A 19,969-nucleotide genomic window follows, 5' to 3' on the forward strand; every position below is an offset into this window, starting at 1 on the left:
TTGAAAAGATCCTCCGAAAGCGATTGAATGTCGCGGCCCGACCCCCTATACTATGGAGCGATCCCATGCTATCCCCCGCCTTCGATATCCGCCAACGCTTCGGACTGGACGCCGCCGGGCTGCGCTCCGTGCTGGACGCCGCCCTGGCCAGCGGCGGGGATTTCGCCGAGATCTTCCTCGAATACCGCGAGTATCGCTCCGCCTTCATGGAAGAGGACATCCTCAAGGACACCTCCGAGAGCTTCAGCCTGGGGCTCGGACTGCGCGTCTGGGCGGGCGAGACGACGGGCTACGGCTACACCAACGACTTATCCATGGACAAGATTCTGCGGACCGCCCGGGCCGCCTCAGCGGTGGCCTCATCGGGCCGGACGATCCCGGCGCTCGATCTTCGTCTGCAGGAAGGCGGCGCCGATGTCTACCGGGTCATCCGGCCGCCCGATCAGGCTCCTTTCGAGACTAAAATCGCCCTGGTCCGGGAGGCCTATGAAGCCTGCCGCGAGTTTTCTCCGCTCATCAAAAAGGTCAAAGCCGCCATCCAGGACCAAGTCCAATTCATCGCCGTGGCCAACTCCGAGGGGCTTTTGGCGATCGATCGGCGCCCCCTGGTCAAGCTGACCTGCGTCGGAATCGCCGAGAAGGACGGCAAGCGCGAATCCGGGTATTCGGGCGGCGGCGGCCGGGTCGGCTGGGAGCATTTCGCCGGCCCGACCTCGCCGGCGGCCATCGGCCGGGAGGCGGCCCGCGAAGCGGTCGAGCTTCTGGACGCCCGCGACGCCCCGGCCGGCGAGATGCCGGTCGTCTTGGCTCCCGGGCACGCCGGCGTCCTCATCCACGAGGCCGTCGGGCATCTTCTGGAGGCCGATTTCGTCCGCAAGAAGACGTCAGTCTTCTGGAACAAATCAGGCCGGAAGGTCGGCTCGCCGGCCGTCACCATCTACGACGATCCCACGATCCCCGCCTCCCGCGGCTCCTACGCCATCGACGACGAGGGGACGATTCCGCAGAAGACCCTGCTCATCGAAAAAGGCGTCGTCCGCGGCCTGCTGCAGGACAAGCTCTGCGCCAAGCTGATGAACCGTTCGCTGACCGGCCACGGCCGGCGCCAGGATTACACGGACTACCCGATCCCGCGCATGGCCAACACGTACATCGATCGCGGCGAAGACGATCCGGCCGACATCATCCGCTCCGTTCGCAAAGGGCTTTACGCGGAGCGGTTCACGGGCGGCCAGGTCGAAGACTCCGGCAAGTTCACCTTCTCCGTCAGCTCGGGATACTTGATCGAGGAAGGGCGGCTGACCGCCCCGGTCAAGCAGGCCACCCTGATCGGCAGCAACGTGGATATTCTCAAGAAGATCGAAATGGTCGGTTCGGACCTCGCGTTCGGCCTGCCGACCGGGACTTGCAGCAAGGAAGGGCAGGATGTCCCGGTCAATGACGGCTGCCCGACGTTGAAGATTTCTCTAATGACGGTCGGAGGGAAATGAGGCCCGATCCCTTTGCTCCCGGCGACGACTTGGCCCTGGCCGAGCGGCTGGTGCGGTTCGGCCGCTCCTGCGGCGCGGACGAGATTGAGGTCGGCATCGGCGAGGGTGAGGAGTTCAGCGTCGATGTCCGCATGGGCCAGATCGAGAACCTGGTCGAAGCCGGCTCACGCTACGCCGGCATCCGGGTCATCAAGGACAAGCGCACGGCGTTCGCCTCCTCCTCGGACATGTCGGAAGAGGCTCTCGAGCGGTTGATCCGCAACGCCGTCAAACGGGCCGGGCTGTCCCAGCCCGACCCCTTCGCCGGTTTGGCCGACCTCTCCCCCATCCGCATCGATCCCGACGCCCTCGACATCTTCGATCCCGAAGTGATCGAGCTCGAGGCCAAGACGAAGATTCGCCTGGCCCTGGAGACCGAGCGGATCGCCTTGGCCGACAAGCGGATTTCGAACTCCCACGGCGCCGGGTTCAGCAGCCACGCCGCCCGAACCTACCTGGCGGCCTCCAACGGATTCGCCGGCACCTACGCTAAGACCTTTTGCGGGCTGGGCGTCGGCCTCCAAGCGGGCGAAACGGACGACCTGGTCGAGGACGACTGGCATTCCAGCCGGATCCATTTCCGGGATCTGGAATCGCCCGAGCAGATCGCGCGAACCGCGGTTGAACGGACCGTCCGCCAGCTCAACCCCCGCAAGCTCGGAACCCGGCGCGTCCCGGTTATTTTCGAGCCGCAGATGACCGGCAGCCTGCTGGGTTTCCTGTTCGGCTGCATCTCCGGGACGGCCGTCTACCAGCGCTCGACCTTTCTGGCCGATCGGCTGGGTCAGAAGATCGGCCGCGATGAGCTGACCGTGATCGACGACGGACTGATGCCCCGCCGGGTCGGGACCGGGCCGTTCGATTCCGAAGGCATCCCCGCCCAACGTACCGTGGTCGTGGATCACGGCGTTCTGAAAAGATTCCTCTGCAATACCTATGCCTCGCGCAAGCTGGGGCTTCCGGTGACCGGAAACGCCGACGGAGGCGGAGTCGGGCCGAACAACTTCTTTTTGGAACCCGGGCCGCATGACCCCGCGGCCATCATCCGGAGTTGCGATCGGGCGCTCCTGCTCATCCGGACCCTTGGCCACGGCCTCAACGCGGTCACAGGAGACATCTCCCGCGGCGCCTTCGGCCTTTGGATCGAAAACGGCGAAATCGTTTACCCCGTCTCGGAGATCACCATCGCCGGGAACCTGGGCGATGTTCTCCAGAGCGTCGAGATGATCGGCAGCGACCTGGATTTCCGAAGCTCGATCGCCGGCCCCACGATCAAGGTGGCCGAGATGCTCGTGGCCGGCAGCTGACGCCGGCGGCCGGTCTTCAGTCGACCGTGGATTTCCGGTTCAGCCAGACGAACAGCAGGCCGAACGCGGTCATCAATCCCCCCCACCAGACGGCGGCGTGCAGATGGGACAAGACCTTGTTCGATTCGACATGGCGGACTAGGTCGTAAACGCCAGAGCCCAGGATGACCGCGCCCATGACGAGCAGGATCACCCCGACGAAAAACCAGATCGGCTTCATTTTGGGCGTGTGATCGGTCATGAGGGTGTTCCTTCTCACCAAAAGATGACGTTGAGCACGACGAAAACGATTAGGGACAGAACGGCGTAGAAGGCCGGTCGCTTGAATAAGGGGACCGGCTCCAAGGGGGCTCCCGCCGTCAGGCCTTTGACCAGCCCGACCAGCTCGGCCTCGGGCCGCTTCTTGGTGAACCAGCTGACGACGATGGTCACGACGAAGGTGATGAGCCAGGCCCACCAGGCCCGCCAGAAGTTGGCGGCCATGTCGCTGGCCGTTTTGGACATGGTCAGGAAACCGACCGAAATCCAGCCGAACTTGACGGCCAGGTACATCGTGAACGACGAGCCCATGCCGGTGATGAGGCCCCAGAAGGCCCCGTTGGGGGTGATCCATTTGACGAACATCCCTAGGAGCATGGTGGCGAAGAGCGGGGCGTTGACCCAGGAGAAGATGGCCTGCATGTAGTCCATGATCGTGGGCATGCTCTTGGCCCAGTAGGCGGTGCCGACGCTGACGACGACGGCGAAGATGGTCGCCACCCGGCCCATCCAGAGGAGGTTCTTGGGGGAAGCTTTCTTCCGGATGATCGACTGATAGATGTCATAGGTCCAGACGGTGTTGAAGGCGCTGATGTTGCCGGCCTGCCCGGCCATGAACCCGGCCAGGAGGGCGGTGATGCCGAGGCCCACCAGGCCTCGCGGGAAATAGCGGGCGATGAGCATGGGCAAGGCCGAATCGTAGTTAAGCTTGCCTCCGTCGCTCATCAGCGAGAACCCGCTCTTGGGGTCGTTGGACAGGGCCAGGGCGGCCAGCCCGGCCACGATGACGATGAACGGCACCGCCATCTTGAAGAACGAGGCGATGATGGGCGTCATCCGGGCCGAGCGCAGGTTCTTGGCCGAGAAGGCCCGCTGGACGACCAGGAAGTCCGTCGTCCAATAGCCGAAGGAGAGGACGAAGCCAAGCCCCAGGACAATGCCGCCCCACCCCACCAGCATACCGTTCGCCGAGGGGTCGCCGGTGTTGCGCCAGAGATGGGAGAAAGCCTCGGGCACCCGCTTCATGATGTCGCCGAAGCTGCCGACCTCAACGATGCCCAGGATTGAGACCAGGAACAGGCCGAACCAGATCAGGAAGAATTGGATGATCTCGGTGAAGATGGCCGACATGAGCCCGCTCAAGGTGACGTAGCAGGCCACGGTGGCCGCCGAGGCCAGCATGCTGACGTCCCAGTTCCAGCCCAGGAACGTGTGCAGGACGAGGGCCATGGCGTAGAGGTTGATGCCGCTGACCAGCAGGGTCATGATGGCGAAGGAGAAGCCGTTGAGGACGCGGGTCTTCTCGTCGAAGCGCAGCTTGAGATAGCCCGGCACGGATTTGATCCGGGCACTGTAGTAGAAGGGCATCATGAAGATGCCCAGGAAGAGCATGGCCGGGATGGCCCCGATCCAGTAGAAATGGGCCACCGACATGCCGTACTTGTAGGTGTTGCCGGTCATGCCCAGAAGCTCCAGAGCCCCCAGGTTGGCCGAGAGGAAGGCCAGCCCGGCGACCCAGGACGAGTTCCGGCGGCCGGCCAGGAAGAAGTCCTCTTCGCTCTTGGTGTAGCGCTTGAGATAGAAGCCCAGGCCGATGATGAAGACAAAATAGAACAGGATGATGAACCAGTCGACGAAGTGAAGTCCGATCGCTTGCATGGGCCGCTCTCCTTCGGAAATCCGAAGTCAGGACTATCATATCCCCGGCGCCCGAGTCAATTGATCCGGGATCATATAGCCGCGACGGCGCGATCACCGGCTAGAACGCGTTGAAGTGGCAGACGTCCCGGAGCTTGCGCTTGGGGACATGGAACGAGCCGTCGGGATTCTTCCAATAACGCGGCGAGTCCGCATAGTCTTCCACGGTGGAAGTCTCGGCCGGATACCCCAGGGCCAGAACGGAATCAACCCGATAGGGCTCGGGGATCCCCAGGGTTTCCTGGATCCTGGCCCGGTCGATTGAGATCAGCCAGCAGCTTCCGATCCCCTCGGACCAAGCCGAGACGGCCATGGCTTCGACGGCCGCGCCGACATCGTATTCGTACATCTTCTCCCGCACCTTGGTATTGACCAGGACGAAGATGTAAGCCTGCGGCTCCTGCCCCGGCTTGGGGTCGCCGTGGGGATGGATGTAGGCAGCCCACTTGAGGGCCGGAAAGACCCGCGCGCAGACCTCGGGTTCGTCGACGACGATGAACTCGAGAGGCTGCAGGTTGGCGGCCGAAGGGGCCAGGCGGCCGGCATCGACCAGTCTCTCCAACGCTTCGCGGACGACGGGGCGAGGTTGATACTGACGGATCGTCCGGCGGGTCATGACGGCTTCATGGACGTTCATCGGATTCCTCCCATTCGGAAACGAAAGACGCTCCGATCATTCTACCATGATCGAGCTTTCCGGAAACCATCATCCGGCCCGGCGGACTTTCGGCGCCTTGAGCCCGAAGACCGCCGTGGAAAGGAGGAGCAGGATGCCGGCCACGATATACATCCCGCGGTATCCGGCCCGGTCCGAGACCCAGCCGAAGAAAGGCGAGCCCAACCCCATGCCGACATCGAAGAGGGCCAGGTAAAGACTTAAGCCGAAACCCTTGTGGGCCAGCCCGACGATGTCGATGATGTAGGTGCTGAGCGCGGGGAAGATCAGGCCCTGCCCGAACCCGGCCAGGAAGGCGTTGACGAGGAACATCGAGCTCGACCGGACCTGGGAGATCCAGAACAGATTGAGGCCGATGATGGCCGCGGCCGGCAGGATGACCGCCTTGCGACCGTAGCGGTCGGAAACGTCCCCGGCCACTATCCGGGTCAGGATGGCTGACGCCGAGAAAACGGCGAAGAAGGGGCCGACCCGGCCGAGCCCGGCGGAGCGTGCGAATAGGGCGGCGAAATTGACGATCGAGCCGCGGATGGCGCCGTGGAAAACGGGCATGGCCGCGGCCACCGCAAGGGTGGCCAGGGCGTAGCCGCGCAGCGGCGCCGCGGTCATCTTCTCCGGATCGCGAAGCGCCGGCTCGATAGTCCGGGTCAGAAGGAGGCAGGCCAGCGCGGCGGCCAGGAAGGCCAGGCTGGCGTTGTAGAGGCCCCCGTACCCGAATCGGCGGACGATCTCCTCCGCCAAGGCCGGCCCGGCCGCACTGGCCACGATGCCGGCGACGCCGATGACGCCGATCGAACGGGCCAGCCGCTCGACCGGGGCGAGGTCGGAGCAGACCGCCATGCTGGCGGTCATCGAGACCCCCCAAGCGATCCCGCTCAAAGCCCGCAATAGGAGCGGCAGCCAACCGGCGTCATGCACAAGATGGAAGAACGGGATCACGGCCATGAAGAAAAGGAGCCCATAAATCGAGATGGCCCGGCCGCCCTTGCGGTCGATCAACCGGCCGAAGAACGGACGCACCCCGATGGCCAGGATGCTGTGGATGCCCATGATCAGGCCGACTTTGGCTTTGGCCGCGCCGAATGATTCGAGCCGGAGGGGAAAGATATAGAACAGGGCGACGCTCAAGAAAAGAAAGAAATATCCGACTAGAGCCAGCAGGAAATCGCGCCTCCAGAATCCTCCCGGCGGCGGCAGCGGGCACGAGTCTTTCGTCGGCGTCGTCATCCTGTCCTCGGGGCCGGAGATCGTCGGCCGCCTCCCCCGCCCCTGGGGGAGGAAGGGCTGGCTGTTTTCGGGGTTTGGGGAAATCAAGCCGAAGGGGGATTATGAAAAAGGTCGCAGCTTCACACAGCCAGCGAAGCAAAGCTAATTGGGCGCTATTCTAACCGAATCCGGTTCCGGAAGCAACGCCCCAACCGATCTTCCCGTTGTGCCGAAATCAGCGGAGCGAAGCGACGAGCGCAGCCGCCCGGGCCGTCAGATCGTCCCAGCGCCCCTCGGCGATCAGGGCCTTGTCCAGGAGCGCCGTACCGAGCCCGACGCAGCAGGCGCCGGCGTCGATAAAGGCCCGGGCGTTGCCCGGCGTCACCCCGCCCGTCGGCATCAGGCGGATGCCCGGGAACGGCCCTTTGAGGTCCTTGAAATACGCCGGCCCGAGCGAGGTGGCCGGGAAAACCTTGACGATGTCGGCGCCCTCGCTCCAGGCCCGCCAGATCTCAGCCGGCGTGAAAGCCCCCGGCGCGACCAAAACGCCGCAGCGGCGGCACTCCCGGATCATCCCGGCGTCCGCGACCGGAGAGACGACGAAATCGGCTCCGGCCTCGATCACGGCGACCGCCGTCTCGGCGTCCATGACCGTTCCCGCGCCCAGCCGGATGCCGGGCAGCCCACGGTCGGCCAGGCCGCGGATGATGTCCACGGCCCCGGGCACGGTCATGGTGATCTCGACGGCCCGCACGCCGCCCCTTTCAATGGCTTCGACAACCCGCAAGAGCTTTTCGGGATCGGTCATCCGGACGACCGCCACCACTTTGTGCTCGAGCAGGAAGGCCAGGGTTTCATCGCGGTGCATGGTGCCCTCCCTCATCTCCGGATCCGCCCAGACGCGTCGCCCGCAACGAGATCGAGGACCTCCCGCTCCGAAACCAGGTTGAAATCGCCCGCCACCGTGTGCTTGAGGCAGGACGCGGCAACGGCGAAGGTCAGGGCCCGGGCGTCGTCCTCGAAGGCCAGGAGTCCGTGGATGAGACCGGCGGCAAAGGCATCTCCGGCGCCGACCCGATCCACGATATTCTCGATCTCGTGGGACGGGCCGGCCAGGAATCCGGCGCGGCTTCGCAGGACCGCGGACCAGCCGTTGCGATCGGCGCTGCGGCTCGTCCGCAGCGTCACCGCCGCCCGGGCCAGGTTCGGGTAGGCCGCCAGGACGTCCGCCGTCAGCTTTTCATAGGCCTTGAGGTCGAACGCCCCGTCACCGCCGGGCGAGCACTTCAGGCCCAGCGCCTTCTGGCAATCCTCCTCGTTCGCCAGGAGAAGATCCGCCCGAGCCGCGAGCGTCGGCATGACCTCCGCAGCCGGAACCCCGTAGCGCCACAGCTTGGCCCGGTAGTTCAAGTCGAGCGAGACCGTGAGCCCCGCCGCCTTGGCCGCGATCATCCCCTCCTGGGTCAGGTCGGCGGCGCTTCGGCTGAGGGCGGGCGTGATCCCGGTGACATGGAACCAGGATGCGCCCGCGAAGGCCCTAGCCCAATCGATGTCCCCCGGCCCGGCTTCGGATATGGCCGAGCCGTCGCGATCGTAGAGAACGGTCGACGGCCGCGGCCCGGACCCCGTTTCCGCAAAATAGATTCCCATCCGCCGACCGCGCCGGATGATGCCGCCCGTATCGATGCCATGCCGACGGAGCTCCGCAATCCCGGCCTCGGCGACGGGGTTGTCCGGCAGGACGGTGAGGAAGCTCGTTTCCCGGCCGAAGCGGGCCAGGGAGACGGCCACGTTGGCCTCCCCGCCCCCGAACCGCGCCTGCAATCGGTCGGATTGGAAAAACCGCTCCCGCCCGGGCGGCGACAGCCGGAGCAGGAGCTCGCCGAAAGTGACGATGCGATGGGCCATGGGTGACTCCGTTATTCGCCGATCATCTTCCAGCCGCGCCGGCGCAAGTCGAAGTAGATGACCGCCCCGAAGAGAGCGCCGGAGGCAAGGAAGACGAGGCCGATCGGCCAGGCGCCGAAGAGGATCTTGCCCGTGCCGAAGAGGAAGGCATAGATCATCGCGACGCCGCTCAGCCAATCCTTAAGGTTGAAGATTCCGTCCCGGCTCGGCGGGACATCGACAGCTTCCCGAGCCACGGGTCCCCAGAGCGCCGCGCTGGGCCGGACGCGCCTATAGAAAGCCAGTAGGACCTCGCGCGGTTCGGGTCCCGTCAGCAGGGTTACGGTCAACCAGACGACCGTCGTAACCGCCACGGTGATCAGGACGATCCAGGCAAACTGGAGCGGGTCGCTCTCCTTCCAGCCGAACCCGAGCCGGAGAGTGACCGAAGTGACCAAGGCGGCCAGCATGGCCGAAATTTCGCTCCAGGCATTGATCCGCCACCAGAACCAGCGCAGCAGGTAAACGAGTCCCGTTCCCGCCCCAATGGCGATCATGAACTTCCAGGCGTCCGCGATCGAATCCATGAAGAAGGTCACCATGGCCGAGAGAACCATCAAGAGCATGGTTACCGCCTGCGAGGCCCGGACATAATGCTTCTCGCCGCGGCCGCGGGCCATAAACCGCCGGTAGAGGTCGTTGATAAGGTAGCTGGCACCCCAGTTGAGCTCGGTTCCGATGGTCGACATATACGCGGCGGCGAAGGCGGCCAGCATCAGCCCCCGCAGGGAGGCCGGAAGGTCGGCCATCAGGATCCGGATATAGCCGGATTCGGGGTCCGCGGCGAACGCGGGGTCGCCGCTGAAGCGGACGACCGCGGCCAGAGCCACGATGATCCAAGGCCAGGGCCGGAGGGCATAATGGGCCAGGTTGAACCAAAGAGTCGCCAGCAGGCCGTTCTTCTCGTCCTTGGCGCAGAGGATGCGCTGGGCGATGAATCCCCCGCCGCCCGGCTCGGCTCCCGGGTACCAGGAGGCCCACCAATTGACGGCCACATAGACGAAGAAGGTCAAAAACGGCATCCAGGCCGAGTTCAGGTCCGGGACGAACGAGAGCAGCGATCCGTGCCCGGCCCGGGTCGCGTCGATGGCTTTGATTCCCGCCACCAGCCCGGACATGCCGCCCAGCGATTTGACGGCGAAGATCGCCAAAAGGATGACCATGCCCATCTTGAGGACGAACTGGAAAAGATCGGTGACCAGCACACCCCACAACCCGGACAGGGTCGAGATCGAGGCGGTCAGGACCATGATCGCCACGGCGATCAGCAGGGCCTGGACCTTGGTGACACCTAGGACGAGCATCAGGATCTTGACCATGGCCAAGTTGACCCAGCCCATGATGATCAGGTTGATCGGCAGTCCAAGGTAGAAGGCCCGGAAGCCGCGCAGGAAGCGGGCCGGCCCGCCGCTGTAGCGGATCTCGGCGAACTCGACGTCGGTCAGGACTCCGGCCCGCCGCCAAAGGCGGGCATAGAAGAAGACCGTCAGCATGCCGCTCGCGGCCATGCTCCACCAAATCCAGTTGCCGGCGATGCCGTTGCGGGCGACCAATCCCGTCACGGCCAGGGGGGTGTCGGCGGCGAAGGTGGTGGCCACCATCGACGTCCCGGCCAGCCACCAGGACACGTTTCGGCCGGAGATGAAAAAGTCGTTGACGCTGCGAGTGGCCCGCTTGCGATAATAAAGGCCGACCGCCAGGTTGAAGGCGAAATACGCGGCGATGACCGCGATGTCGATGGTTGTCAGGCGCATCGGACCCGTTCCTCGCCTTGCTTTTTACTACACATTGTCATAAATATGAAGCGATTTCGTCCCGCTCCCTAGGAGGGTCCATGCGCAAGCTTTTCCCCGCGATCGCTTTGTTCGCCCTGATCGCCGGCTTGGCCTCGGCGGCCGATTTCGGCTACCCGACGGCCGGCGAACCCTGGTACTCGATCAAGCTCGGCTTCCAAGCCGCTCCCGCCGCCCTCGGCGCGGGAAACTGGACGCTCATCCGGATCACCGTCAACGGCCAAAGGGCGCGCAACTTCGCCCTCCTGCAGGGCGGCCGGGAGACGACCGCACCCGAAATCGACGCCGCCAAGCCGTTCGAGCTGAAGGTGCGCTGGAGCTGGGAGGCGCGGCAAGCCTACGAGATCAAGGCCGATTTCGAGGGCGGCGCCGGCAAGACCGTGAAAACCCTGACGGCCAAAGAAAAGGCGCCCTCCGGCAAAGGATACTGGAACTCGGCTTGGAAGAACTACCTTTCGCTTCTCGTCTCGGAGGACGACGGCTTGGAGCGGACCCGGATGCCGGTCCATGCCACCTTCGGGGTCCTGTCGTCCTATCTCAAGTCGGCCGACGAGATCCGTGTCGTCCGGGCCGAGCGCAAGGGCGACGACGTCGTCTACGAGGAAGTCCCCTTCCAGGTCTACGACGTCCGAACCTGGAACGATCCCAAGATCACAGCCCAGGTCGACAAGGACGAGAAAACCGGGAAGACGACCGTCCGCTATCACCCCACGACGTCCTTCAGCCTGGCCTTCCTGACCGACCTCAAGCCGCGCCAGAAAGCCACTTATCTAGTGTTCTACAACAACCCCGGCGCCCGGCGCCCAGCGTTCAAATCCGACTTGAAAGTGTCCGGCCAAGGCCTGGGCAAGACGATCGAGAACGCCTTCTACAAGGTCGTCCTGCACCCCAAGAGCGGGACGATCTACGAGGTCGTCGAGAAGTCCTCGGCCGTCAAGCTCGAACACAAGCTCGAGACCAACGGATCGGTGCACTGGAACCCTGACGTGTACGCGCCGCCGCACGCCTGGTACCACGTCTCGGATTGGGACAAACCGGCCTACAGCGAGGACTCCGGGCCGGTTTTCTACTCGCTCCGGCGCGAGGCGCCCCTGCCCATGCCCAAGGGCATCAAGGTGGCCGTCACCTACTACTTCTACGCCGGCGCGCCCTTCATCCTGGCCGAGTCGGCCATGACCATCGAGAACGACATCTTCGTCGAATCCCTGCGCAACGCCGAGATCGTCTTCAACAAGGCGGTCTTCAACAAGGCCGCCTGGCGGGGAGTCGACGGCAAGCTCACAACCCTGGACTTCGCCTCCTCCCGCATGCATCCCAAACACGCCGCCCGCATCCGGACCGATGTGCCCTGGATCGCCTTCTACAGCGACTCCCGAGGCCTCGGCTTTGCCAGCCTGTTCCTCGACCAGGCCTTGCCCAACCTGCACGGCGGCTCGGCTTCCCAGGAGCAACCGCACATTTACATCGAGCACGGGCCGTGGTACTACATGTCGCGCGGAATCGTCGACTCCTTCGGCTCCAACAATCAAACTCGGCTGCTCGCGGTCAAGGCCGGGAGCCTCTACTATGAACGCAACGCCTGGCTGCCCTTCGCTTTCGCCAAGGAGCAGGGCTTCGCCGGCCGGCTGGATGCTCTCTACGGCATGCTCAAGCATCCCGTCGGTCTGGCCGAGGACATCGAGACCTATCTCGAGAGCCCCGAGGGCTGGATCGTCCCCATCCTGACCGAGCCGTTCGAGGAAGGCGTCAAGGGCGCGATCGGGGCGCCAAAAAAGAAATGAACGCCCTCCTCGCCGATGCCATCGTCGAGCGGCAGGCGCCGCTTGTGGACCGCGGCAAGTCCGTCACGGCGGCCGAATACCGCCGCCGCTGGGCCGCCGTCCGCAAGGCCATGGCGGATCGCGGGTACGACCTGCTCTACGTTTGCGGGTCCGAGCTCGACCGCTCGGACGCGGCTTGGCTGGCCGGCATCAACGACCCGATCATCGAACGGTACGGAGTGATCGTACCGCGGACGGGTCCACCGGTAGCCTTGGCCGGCTCCGAGGGCGGCCATGTCATCGAGGACTGCACCCGGGCTTCTGGCGTTCGGGTGGCTTTGCTCCGCGAATTCCAGATCTCGGACGAGGACTATCGCTTCGCCCGCTTCGGGACGATCGAGGACCTCGTCGCGTCTCTCGTCCCGGCCAAGCCCGGCCGGCCGATCCGCTTGGCCGTCGCCTCGAGCGGGCAGTTCGTCCCGCACGACCATATCCTGATGCTCCAGGGCCGTTTCGGCTCGGACAACGTGATCTTCGATACCGACCTGCTGCGGCGGATCAAATACGAGAAATCGCCGCTCGAGCTGACTTTGATCGGCACCGCCGCCTCAATCGCCGACGCCGCTTTTCTGGGCATGTTGGCGGCGATCCGCCCGGGAATCGCCGAGCTCGATGTGGCCGCCGTCGGCGATTACATCATGAAACGGCTGGGCGCGGGGCGGACGGGCTTCCCGACCATCGTCTCTTCCGGCCCGCGCGGCCGGAGCGTCATCGGGCCGGCCACAAATCGGACGATCCGCGACGGCGAATTCGTCTCGCTCGGCCTCAGCCCGACCTTCCAGGGCTACCATGGCGTCATGCGCCGGACGGTCAAGGCCGGCGGCGAACGGACCTTCGCCGAGGATCAGTTTCTGGCCGCCCTGCGCGGCCTCTATCACGCCGTGATGAAGGCCACCATCCAGGCAGCCTGGAAGGGCCTTCCCTCCCGCTCCATCGACGCCGCCGGCAAGGCTTATCTGGAGAATACCCGGCTCAAGGACGTTCGGGGGCGATTCCGGACGCCCCGCGAACCTTACACCTTCATTCACAACACCGGCTGTTCGGAATGCCAGGAGGGCTTCGGGGCCGTGACCCCTTATACCCGGGAGCCTTTGGGGGACGCGGTCGCCCTGATGATCGACGTCGCCTTCATGGGCTTCGACGAAAAGAAACGGCTCGTTTTCCCGATCGAGTACGCAGTCATCGAGGACGGGTTCTGGAGGGCGGGCCGCGAGGTCGGCGTCTACAACAGGATGCCTCTTGACGTGCAATCTCTTGTCGGCGGGGACGCCGTTGAGATCCCGGCCGCGGCCGTCAATCCCTATCACCGGCCTTGGGCGCGATCAGAAGGATGCCCTATCCGAAGCTAACGCTGAACCGATGAAAGCGAATATGAATTGTCGTCCCGAGCACCGCCAAAGGCGGTGCGTGGGGACCTCGATGGAGTTATTTTTTGAGGAAGGAAAATGATAAAAGGTTGCCACGCTTCGCTCGCAACGACAAAAAACCAAGTTATTCCCAATGATTCGGCCAATGAATTCGTTGCTAAGAGCAACTGATATGAAGAATCGATTGACTAACCTGATCGTGCTGTTCTTTATAGGATTGGCCGCGGCGCGTCCGTGTTCGGCCGCCGTCCTCAAGCTCGAATTCCAGGCCCCGACAGTCGCGGGGCCCATCTACCTGATCAAAGCGGGATTCGAGGTGAAGGGTAAGATTTTTCGTTTCATCGACGTCGATCTGCCGTATGGCCGACCCTGGCCGGACGTTCAAATATTAAAGAACGGACGGCCCGTCGATACCACCAAGAATCTCGAGCCGGGCCTCTATGAAGCCCGTCTTCGCTACGCCTGGCAGCCCAACACATCCTATAAAGCCTTCCTCCACTGCATCGAGGACGAGACCGAAGGCCCGAAGGTTTTGGAAATGGCCGGCATTTCCCCCGCGGCCGGCGGCGTTCCGGCTACGGCGCAAGAGGGATTCTCCCAATCTTTTTTGATCGAGGAGACGGCCGGGATCGTCCGCCGCGGCGAGATCGTCTATTTGACGGTCACAGCACCCAAGGCCAGCCTCGAAGGGGCGGGGCTCGCCGTCTATGACGGCGAGCGGCTCCTCCCCTGCCAGATCATCGAGAGCAAGGATTCCATCCCTCCCGAATCCCAGGCCAAGACCCATCCCCTGACCCGGACCGTCAAGATCGCGGTCGCGATCGACGCCTCCGCTCGCGGAACGAAACTTCTCCGTGTCTTCTTGTCCGATCCCCCCCCCGCTTACCCGCCGGCTTTCGCGCTGACGGGCGAGGGACTCGGCAAGACCGCGCGCGGCGAAAGGCTGATTCTGGCGTTCAGCCCCCAGAGCGGACAGATCCTGACTATCGAAGACCCGATGGCAGGCGTCAAGCTCTATAACAAGGCCGGCGTCATCCACTGGAACCCCGATGTCTTCACCCCGGGGATCGCCTGGGATCATTCCTTCGACTGGAACCCGCCCCAATCCTTCGCCGAAAAGAACGGCCCCCTGGTCTACCTCAACGCCCGCAAGGGACCCATGCCGCATATCAAAGACGTCTTCCTCGAGGTCAAGTACACCCTGGCCCAGGGCGCGCCCTACTTCATCGCCGAAACCCGGACCCGGGTCGACAAGGACCTTGGCGTGATCGCCCTGCGCAACGACGAGATGGTCCTGTTCAAGGAACTATTCGATACGATCGTCTACGAAGACGCCAACAAGATCCTGGTTAAAAAGCCTTTACGGGAGCTTCCGGACAAGCCGTTCGGGCTGGCCCACATCGCACCGACCGATCTCGATTGGGTCGGTCTGGTCAACGACAAGGCGGGCTACGGCTTTTTCTGCCTCCGCCTGGAGACGTCCGTCAGCAACCTGGAGGCCGGAGGCGGCCTGCCGCTCAAGGCGGGGACTTATTTCTACGCCCCTTCCGACGGCGACTACGTTTATTGGGTCCGTCCGTGGCTTTACACCTGGGGCGAATTCGCAACCTCCACGACCCTGACCGCGCTTCCAGCGGGAAGCCTCTTTTACGAGAAGAACGCCTATCTCATCTCCCGCTGGAAGCCGGGAACGCCGGCCGAGCTCGGGGCGATGCGGATGCTGCTTTTGAATCCCCTGCGGGTCTTCTGATGGAATGCGTCGATTTCTCAGGCCGGTGCCGCGGCCCTGAACTCGGGATGATTTTCCCGGACTGGCGGGCAGGCGAACACGTGGCCTTTTTATCGCCCCACGATGACGACGCGATCCTCGGAGCCGGGTATCTCCTGCAAGCCGTCGCCGAGGCCGGCGGGACGCCCCATGTCCTGATCTTCTGCCAAGGCGACGCCGGTTATTCGACCGCGGAGGCCAAGGAGACGATCGTCTCCGTCCGCAAGTCCGAGACGAGACGGGCCTATGCCGGCTTGGGCGTCGCGGCGGATCATCTCGTCTTCTTCGATGTCCCCGATTTCGCCCTGCTGACAACCCTGGTCCGTTCTCCCGGCCAGCTGGGAGAATCGGTATTCGATCGCCTGATCGCGCATCTACGAGCTCATGCCGTCAGCCGGATCGTCTTCACCAGCGGGCATCGCGAGCACGCCGACCATACCGCAGCCTTCTGGCATGGGCTTTACACCGTGCCGCAGGCCGGCGATCCGATCCTGGCCGATCTCGGCGGGCCGGCGCCGATTCGGAGCTACCTGGCTTATTCGGTCTGGTCCGATTTCGAGCCGCCCGACAAGCCCGGCGCTCTTCCGGCCGACAAGGGGATCCTGGCGGATGATGCGGCCGAAGCCCGCGTCCGAGGCGGCATGGCGGAATTCGCCTCTCAGGGCGACATCCTGGCCTGCACGGCCGCCGCGCGGCGGGAAGACCGAAAGACGGATCGGGGCTACCTGGAGCTTTATCGAACCTACGAGATCAGGCGGCCGATCGACGTCGCGGCCTACAAGGCCGTCCTGGCCGGTCTTGGGAAAGGATAACGAAACGCCATGCTTGCCATTGGAGTCGACAGCGGAACTCAGAGCACTAAGGTCCTGGTCGTCGAAGCGGGATCAGGCCGCGTTTTAGGCCGCGGCCAGGCGCCGCATGCCATGATCCCGGGCCTCAAGCCCGGCCAAAGCGAGCAGGACCCGGCGACCTGGGTCGAAGCCTTGCGGACGGCCTTGGCCGCCGCTTTGCGCGAAGCGGCCGTCGATCCCGGCCGCGTCGTCGCTTTGGGCGTTTCCGGCCAGCAGCACGGTTTCGTGCCCCTGGGAGCGGACGGGATTCCCCTCCGCCCGGCCAAACTCTGGAACGACACCTCGACCGTGGCGGAGAACGAGGAGCTGGTCGCCGCCTTGGGCGGGACGCGATCCGCCATCGACAAGCTGGGCTTGAGCCCTGCTGTCGGATTCACGGCTTCGAAGATTCTCTGGCTCAAGCGACACGAGCCGGAGAATTTCGCCCGCTTGCGGACGGTCCTCCTGCCCCACAACTATCTGAACTTCGTCATGACCGGCGAAGCCCGCATGGAATATGGCGACGCCTCGGGCACCGGCCTGATGGATATCCGGCGACGGGTCTGGAACGCGGATGCCCTGGCGGCCGTAGACATCGATCTGGCCGGCAAGCTCCCCGCCATCGACCACCCGATCGTGCCCGCCGGCCGGATGAGGCCGGCGTTCGCCGCGGACTTCGGCTTCAAGAGCGTCCTGATCGCTTCCGGCGGCGGCGACAACATGATGGGGGCCATCGGGACGGGCAATGTCGCGCCGGGCGTCTGCACCGTCAGCCTGGGGACTTCGGGGACGATCTACTCCTTCTTCGACCATCCGTTCTCGGATCCGCAAGGCGAGATCGCCGGCTTTTGCGACAGCACGGGCGGCTGGCTGCCCCTTCTCTGCACGATGAACGTCACCAACACCACGGAGCTTTGGAAGTCCCTGCTCGGAATCGACAGTGATGCCCGCGACGCCCTCGCCGCTCGGGCTTCCGCGGGCTCGAACGGCCTTCTCTTCCTGCCTTTCATCGACGGCGAGAGAGTTCCTCCCCTGCCCGAGGCATCGGGCGTCTTCTTCGGCCTGACCCGGGCCAATCTGCGAGCCGAAGCCATGACCCGATCGGTGATGGAAGGGACCCTTCTTAACCTGGGCTACGGCTTTGGGCGCATGCGCGAGCTCGGCTTGCGGCCGTCCCAGATCCGGGCGACCGGCGGCGGAGCCAAAAGCCCCTTCTGGCGGGGCTTGGCCGCCGATATCCTCGGCGCGCCCGTCGTGACCCTGGCCGAGGAAGAGGCTGCGGCCTTCGGGGCGGCCCTGCAGGCGGTTTGGTGCTGGAGGAACGAGCGGGGCGAAAAAACGGCGATCGTCGACCTGGCCGCAGCCTGGGTCAAAACCGGGACTTCGACCGCGGAGCCGGACCCGGCCCGGATGCGTCTCTACGCGGATAGCCAGGAGCGCTTCAATCGCCTCTGGCGCACCTTGACCCCGGAATTCTCCCACCGGCGGCAACAAGCCTAGATAGGCGGCCTCAATTCGCGGAAGGCCTATAAAATACTTCGCTGACCGACCGTCCGTAATGAATCCGATTGACGGTCCGGGCCAGGGTATCGGCCAGGCTGCGGATGGTTATGAACGGCAAGCGCCGATACTCGTCGGTCTGGGGGATGCTGTCGGTTACGATCAGCCGCTTGAGATGAAAGTCCCGATGCAGCTCCTCCAGCCTCTCCTTGGCCGAGGCCAAGCCGAGGTTGTGGGAAATGCCGATGTGGATCTCGCGGATGCCCTTCTTCTCGACCAGCTTCTTGGACAGCTCGTAGGTCGTTCCGCCGCCGCTGATCATGTCGTCCAGGATGATGGCCGTCCGCTTGCCCCGGAAATCGCCGATGATGTCCTTGATGACTGCGACTTCGGGCTTGGGCCGATATTTGGAGGCGATGGCCGTGGGCAATCCCAAAGCCCGCCCGAAATGGCCGATGAACTTGGCCGCCCCTTCGTCGGGAGCAACGGCGATGACGTCCGAGCGGCCGGCGAAGCGGCGGAACTCGCCCAGGAAAAGGGTCAGGGACTCCAGCATCTGCACCGGCAGGGAGCCGTAAAAGCCGCGGATGTGCGCGCCGTGCGGATCCCAGACGACCAGGCGGTCGATGCCCGAAGTAATGGCCAAATCGGCCATCAGCCGGGCCGTGGTCGGCTCGCGCTCGAACTTGGTCGGCTTGTCCTGCCGGGCATAGGCCAGGTACGGCAGGACCGCGGTGACGTGATTGGCCCCGTGCTCGCGAAAGGCCCGGGCGGCGATGAAAAGCGCCATCATGTTCTGGTCGATGCTGCGGGGCGAAGTCGGGTCGAGGGCGGACTGGAAAAGAAAGACGTCATAGCCGCTGACGTGCAGGGCCAGCCGGACCCAGGTCTCCGAATCGGAAAAGTTGGCATCGATGCCGCTGAGAACCAGAACGCGCTCGCGGCTGCCGGCTTCCTGAAGGAGGCGATTGTAGGATTCGATCGCCTCGGCCGCCAACCCGGCGCCCGAGCGGCAAGACGCAATGAGCAGGCGGCCGCGCGTGGATTCCATCCTCCGCTTCTGCTCGTCGGCATACTGCTCGGGAGTCAGGAACGGTCTGGGAGCGGCAGTCGCCTTTTTTCGGGGGGACATGGTCGGCCTCCAAACGGGTCGATGGGAGCGACCCCAATATAACCGAAATGGGGCGGAGGGCCAAGCCCCGTCCGGCGGCCTAGCTTCGTCCGAGCTCGCGGCCCGTCTCATAGAGGGCCACGACGTTCTCGACCGGGGTGAGGGGCTGGATGTTATGGCAGGGCGCCAGAATATAGCCTCCCCCGCGGCCGAGGATGGCCAGATTGTCGGCGACCTCCCGTCGGACGTCCTCGACCGTGCCGAACGGCAGGGTCTGCTGGTTGTCGACGCCGCCGTGAAAGATGATCCGACCTCCGAAGTCGCTCTTCAGCTCCTCCCTCTCCATCCCCGGGCAGCGCCATTGGATGGGGTTCAACAGGTCGATGCCGAGATCGATGAGGTCGGGCAGAATGCGGCGGCAGTTGCCGTCGTCGTGATGGAAAACGAAAGCCCCCGCCTGGTGGGCCAGGTCGATCATTCGCTTCATACCCGGCAGGAGGAACTCGCGGATGTGACGAACCGAGATCATCAGGTCGGTCTGCCCGCCCAAGTCCTCTGCAACATAGCAAAGGGTGACCTGGCCCGGGACCCGCTCCAGGATGCGGCGGGTGTTCTCGTATTCCAGGTCGAACAGCCGGCCCATGGCGTAGCGGACGAGCTCGGGATTCTCGACTAGGTCGATGAGGGCCTGCTCCTGTCCGCGCAGGAACTTATAGGTGAGAAATGGCTCGGAGCCTCCGCCCCGGATGGGGTAATCCTCGTTGCCCAAGATCTGGCCGGCGATGCCGCCGTAGTCCCACCAGTCGGGGTCGGGCCACCGGTAAGCCCGCTCGATCTCCTCCGCGGAGTCGTACCCGGCCAGCGGGTTGAAGACACACTCCGCATAGGCCCCCGTTCCGTAGTCCGTTTCGGCAAAGCGGCAGCCGAAGACATCGGTACCGGATGGGAGGGAAGGGCCGCGATAGTCGGGCTTCAAGGAGACCACGAAATCGATGCCCAGCTTCTCCAAGGCCTCGCGCCGGGTGGCGCAGCCCAGGCCGGCCATGAGCTTGGCGTCGAACTCCGGCGTTGCCCAATAGTCCATCGGCACCCGGTCGGGCTTCTCGCGGCGGAACGCTGCCCGCCAGCGCTCGACCGGCGTCATTGCGTCTCGGGTCAT

General features: G+C 64.4%; 16 protein-coding genes. 7 read left to right on the plus strand and 9 right to left on the minus strand.

Going from position 1 to position 19,969, the window contains the following annotated elements; genetic code table 11:
* Nucleotides 1-65: 65 nt before the first annotated feature.
* Both NTZ26_06340 and NTZ26_06345 read left to right on the plus strand, forming a co-directional pair.
* Nucleotides 66-1,490 (plus strand): TldD/PmbA family protein, encoded by a 1,425-nt coding sequence (locus tag NTZ26_06340; protein MCX6560120.1) that lies wholly within the window; start codon nucleotides 66-68, stop codon nucleotides 1,488-1,490.
* Entirely contained in the window at nucleotides 1,487-2,836 is a 1,350-nt protein-coding gene (locus NTZ26_06345) for a TldD/PmbA family protein (protein ID MCX6560121.1), read from the plus strand. The genes NTZ26_06340 and NTZ26_06345 overlap by 4 nt, the downstream gene beginning before the upstream one ends.
* Before the next feature lie 16 nt (nucleotides 2,837-2,852).
* On the opposite strand, the gene NTZ26_06350 is transcribed toward NTZ26_06345, so the two are convergent.
* From NTZ26_06350 to NTZ26_06380, 7 genes are all read right to left on the minus strand, one after another.
* The gene (locus NTZ26_06350) at nucleotides 2,853-3,077 is read right to left on the minus strand and encodes a hypothetical protein (GenBank protein MCX6560122.1); all 225 of its coding nucleotides are present in this window, start codon (nucleotides 3,075-3,077) and stop codon (nucleotides 2,853-2,855) included.
* Nucleotides 3,078-3,091: 14 nt separating this feature from the next.
* Complete coding sequence (locus NTZ26_06355; GenBank protein MCX6560123.1) at nucleotides 3,092-4,753, minus strand: sodium:solute symporter family protein; 1,662 nt, start codon at nucleotides 4,751-4,753, stop codon at nucleotides 3,092-3,094.
* Nucleotides 4,754-4,853: 100 nt separating this feature from the next.
* Complete coding sequence (locus NTZ26_06360) at nucleotides 4,854-5,429, minus strand: nitroreductase family protein (GenBank protein ID MCX6560124.1); 576 nt, start codon at nucleotides 5,427-5,429, stop codon at nucleotides 4,854-4,856.
* A 69-nt stretch (nucleotides 5,430-5,498) separates the two neighbouring features.
* Nucleotides 5,499-6,695, minus strand: coding sequence for an MFS transporter (locus NTZ26_06365; protein ID MCX6560125.1), 1,197 nt, complete (start codon nucleotides 6,693-6,695; stop codon nucleotides 5,499-5,501).
* A gap of 214 nt (nucleotides 6,696-6,909) precedes the next feature.
* The gene (locus NTZ26_06370) at nucleotides 6,910-7,542 is read right to left on the minus strand and encodes a bifunctional 4-hydroxy-2-oxoglutarate aldolase/2-dehydro-3-deoxy-phosphogluconate aldolase (GenBank protein MCX6560126.1); all 633 of its coding nucleotides are present in this window, start codon (nucleotides 7,540-7,542) and stop codon (nucleotides 6,910-6,912) included.
* An 11-nt stretch (nucleotides 7,543-7,553) separates the two neighbouring features.
* Entirely contained in the window at nucleotides 7,554-8,582 is a 1,029-nt protein-coding gene (locus NTZ26_06375) for a sugar kinase (GenBank protein MCX6560127.1), read from the minus strand.
* A gap of 11 nt (nucleotides 8,583-8,593) precedes the next feature.
* Nucleotides 8,594-10,375: a Na+:solute symporter gene (locus tag NTZ26_06380; GenBank protein ID MCX6560128.1), complete on the minus strand. Its 1,782-nt coding sequence runs from the start codon at nucleotides 10,373-10,375 to the stop codon at nucleotides 8,594-8,596.
* 80 nt (nucleotides 10,376-10,455) lie between these two features.
* On the opposite strand from NTZ26_06380, the gene NTZ26_06385 reads away from it, so the two are divergent.
* The 5 genes from NTZ26_06385 to xylB all read left to right on the plus strand — a co-directional run bounded on the left by NTZ26_06385 (nucleotide 10,456) and on the right by xylB (nucleotide 17,699).
* Entirely contained in the window at nucleotides 10,456-12,195 is a 1,740-nt protein-coding gene (locus NTZ26_06385) for a hypothetical protein (GenBank protein MCX6560129.1), read from the plus strand.
* Nucleotides 12,192-13,583, plus strand: coding sequence for a M24 family metallopeptidase (locus tag NTZ26_06390; GenBank protein ID MCX6560130.1), 1,392 nt, complete (start codon nucleotides 12,192-12,194; stop codon nucleotides 13,581-13,583). The genes NTZ26_06385 and NTZ26_06390 overlap by 4 nt, the downstream gene beginning before the upstream one ends.
* A gap of 190 nt (nucleotides 13,584-13,773) precedes the next feature.
* Nucleotides 13,774-15,351: a hypothetical protein gene (locus tag NTZ26_06395; GenBank protein ID MCX6560131.1), complete on the plus strand. Its 1,578-nt coding sequence runs from the start codon at nucleotides 13,774-13,776 to the stop codon at nucleotides 15,349-15,351.
* A gap of 47 nt (nucleotides 15,352-15,398) precedes the next feature.
* Nucleotides 15,399-16,181: a PIG-L family deacetylase gene (locus tag NTZ26_06400; GenBank protein MCX6560132.1), complete on the plus strand. Its 783-nt coding sequence runs from the start codon at nucleotides 15,399-15,401 to the stop codon at nucleotides 16,179-16,181.
* 9 nt (nucleotides 16,182-16,190) lie between these two features.
* Nucleotides 16,191-17,699: a xylulokinase gene (xylB, locus tag NTZ26_06405; GenBank protein MCX6560133.1), complete on the plus strand. Its 1,509-nt coding sequence runs from the start codon at nucleotides 16,191-16,193 to the stop codon at nucleotides 17,697-17,699.
* 10 nt (nucleotides 17,700-17,709) lie between these two features.
* Here xylB and prs read toward each other — a convergent pair whose 3' ends face one another.
* Together prs and NTZ26_06415 are read right to left on the minus strand one after the other, a co-directional pair.
* Complete coding sequence (gene prs, locus NTZ26_06410; protein ID MCX6560134.1) at nucleotides 17,710-18,831, minus strand: ribose-phosphate diphosphokinase; 1,122 nt, start codon at nucleotides 18,829-18,831, stop codon at nucleotides 17,710-17,712.
* Between the two features lie 79 nt (nucleotides 18,832-18,910).
* Complete coding sequence (locus NTZ26_06415; protein ID MCX6560135.1) at nucleotides 18,911-19,969, minus strand: uroporphyrinogen-III decarboxylase-like protein; 1,059 nt, start codon at nucleotides 19,967-19,969, stop codon at nucleotides 18,911-18,913.

The organism is Candidatus Aminicenantes bacterium (genome assembly GCA_026393855.1).
Classification (GTDB): Bacteria; Acidobacteriota; Aminicenantia; order Aminicenantales; family UBA4085; genus UBA4085.

Coding starts and splice junctions, on each gene's coding strand:
- NTZ26_06390 (MCX6560130.1), top strand. CDS start 12,192: ATGAACGCCCTCCTCGCCGATGCCATCGTCGAGCGGCAGGCGCCGCTT.
- NTZ26_06375 (MCX6560127.1), bottom strand. CDS start 8,582: ATGGCCCATCGCATCGTCACTTTCGGCGAGCTCCTGCTCCGGCTGTCG.
- NTZ26_06340 (MCX6560120.1), top strand. CDS start 66: ATGCTATCCCCCGCCTTCGATATCCGCCAACGCTTCGGACTGGACGCC.
- NTZ26_06395 (MCX6560131.1), top strand. CDS start 13,774: ATGAAGAATCGATTGACTAACCTGATCGTGCTGTTCTTTATAGGATTG.
- NTZ26_06380 (MCX6560128.1), bottom strand. CDS start 10,375: ATGCGCCTGACAACCATCGACATCGCGGTCATCGCCGCGTATTTCGCC.
- xylB (MCX6560133.1), top strand. CDS start 16,191: ATGCTTGCCATTGGAGTCGACAGCGGAACTCAGAGCACTAAGGTCCTG.
- NTZ26_06360 (MCX6560124.1), bottom strand. CDS start 5,429: ATGAACGTCCATGAAGCCGTCATGACCCGCCGGACGATCCGTCAGTAT.
- NTZ26_06350 (MCX6560122.1), bottom strand. CDS start 3,077: ATGACCGATCACACGCCCAAAATGAAGCCGATCTGGTTTTTCGTCGGG.
- NTZ26_06400 (MCX6560132.1), top strand. CDS start 15,399: ATGATTTTCCCGGACTGGCGGGCAGGCGAACACGTGGCCTTTTTATCG.
- NTZ26_06365 (MCX6560125.1), bottom strand. CDS start 6,695: ATGACGACGCCGACGAAAGACTCGTGCCCGCTGCCGCCGCCGGGAGGA.
- NTZ26_06415 (MCX6560135.1), bottom strand. CDS start 19,969: ATGACCCGAGACGCAATGACGCCGGTCGAGCGCTGGCGGGCAGCGTTC.
- NTZ26_06370 (MCX6560126.1), bottom strand. CDS start 7,542: ATGCACCGCGATGAAACCCTGGCCTTCCTGCTCGAGCACAAAGTGGTG.
- NTZ26_06385 (MCX6560129.1), top strand. CDS start 10,456: ATGCGCAAGCTTTTCCCCGCGATCGCTTTGTTCGCCCTGATCGCCGGC.
- prs (MCX6560134.1), bottom strand. CDS start 18,831: ATGTCCCCCCGAAAAAAGGCGACTGCCGCTCCCAGACCGTTCCTGACT.
- NTZ26_06345 (MCX6560121.1), top strand. CDS start 1,487: ATGAGGCCCGATCCCTTTGCTCCCGGCGACGACTTGGCCCTGGCCGAG.
- NTZ26_06355 (MCX6560123.1), bottom strand. CDS start 4,753: ATGCAAGCGATCGGACTTCACTTCGTCGACTGGTTCATCATCCTGTTC.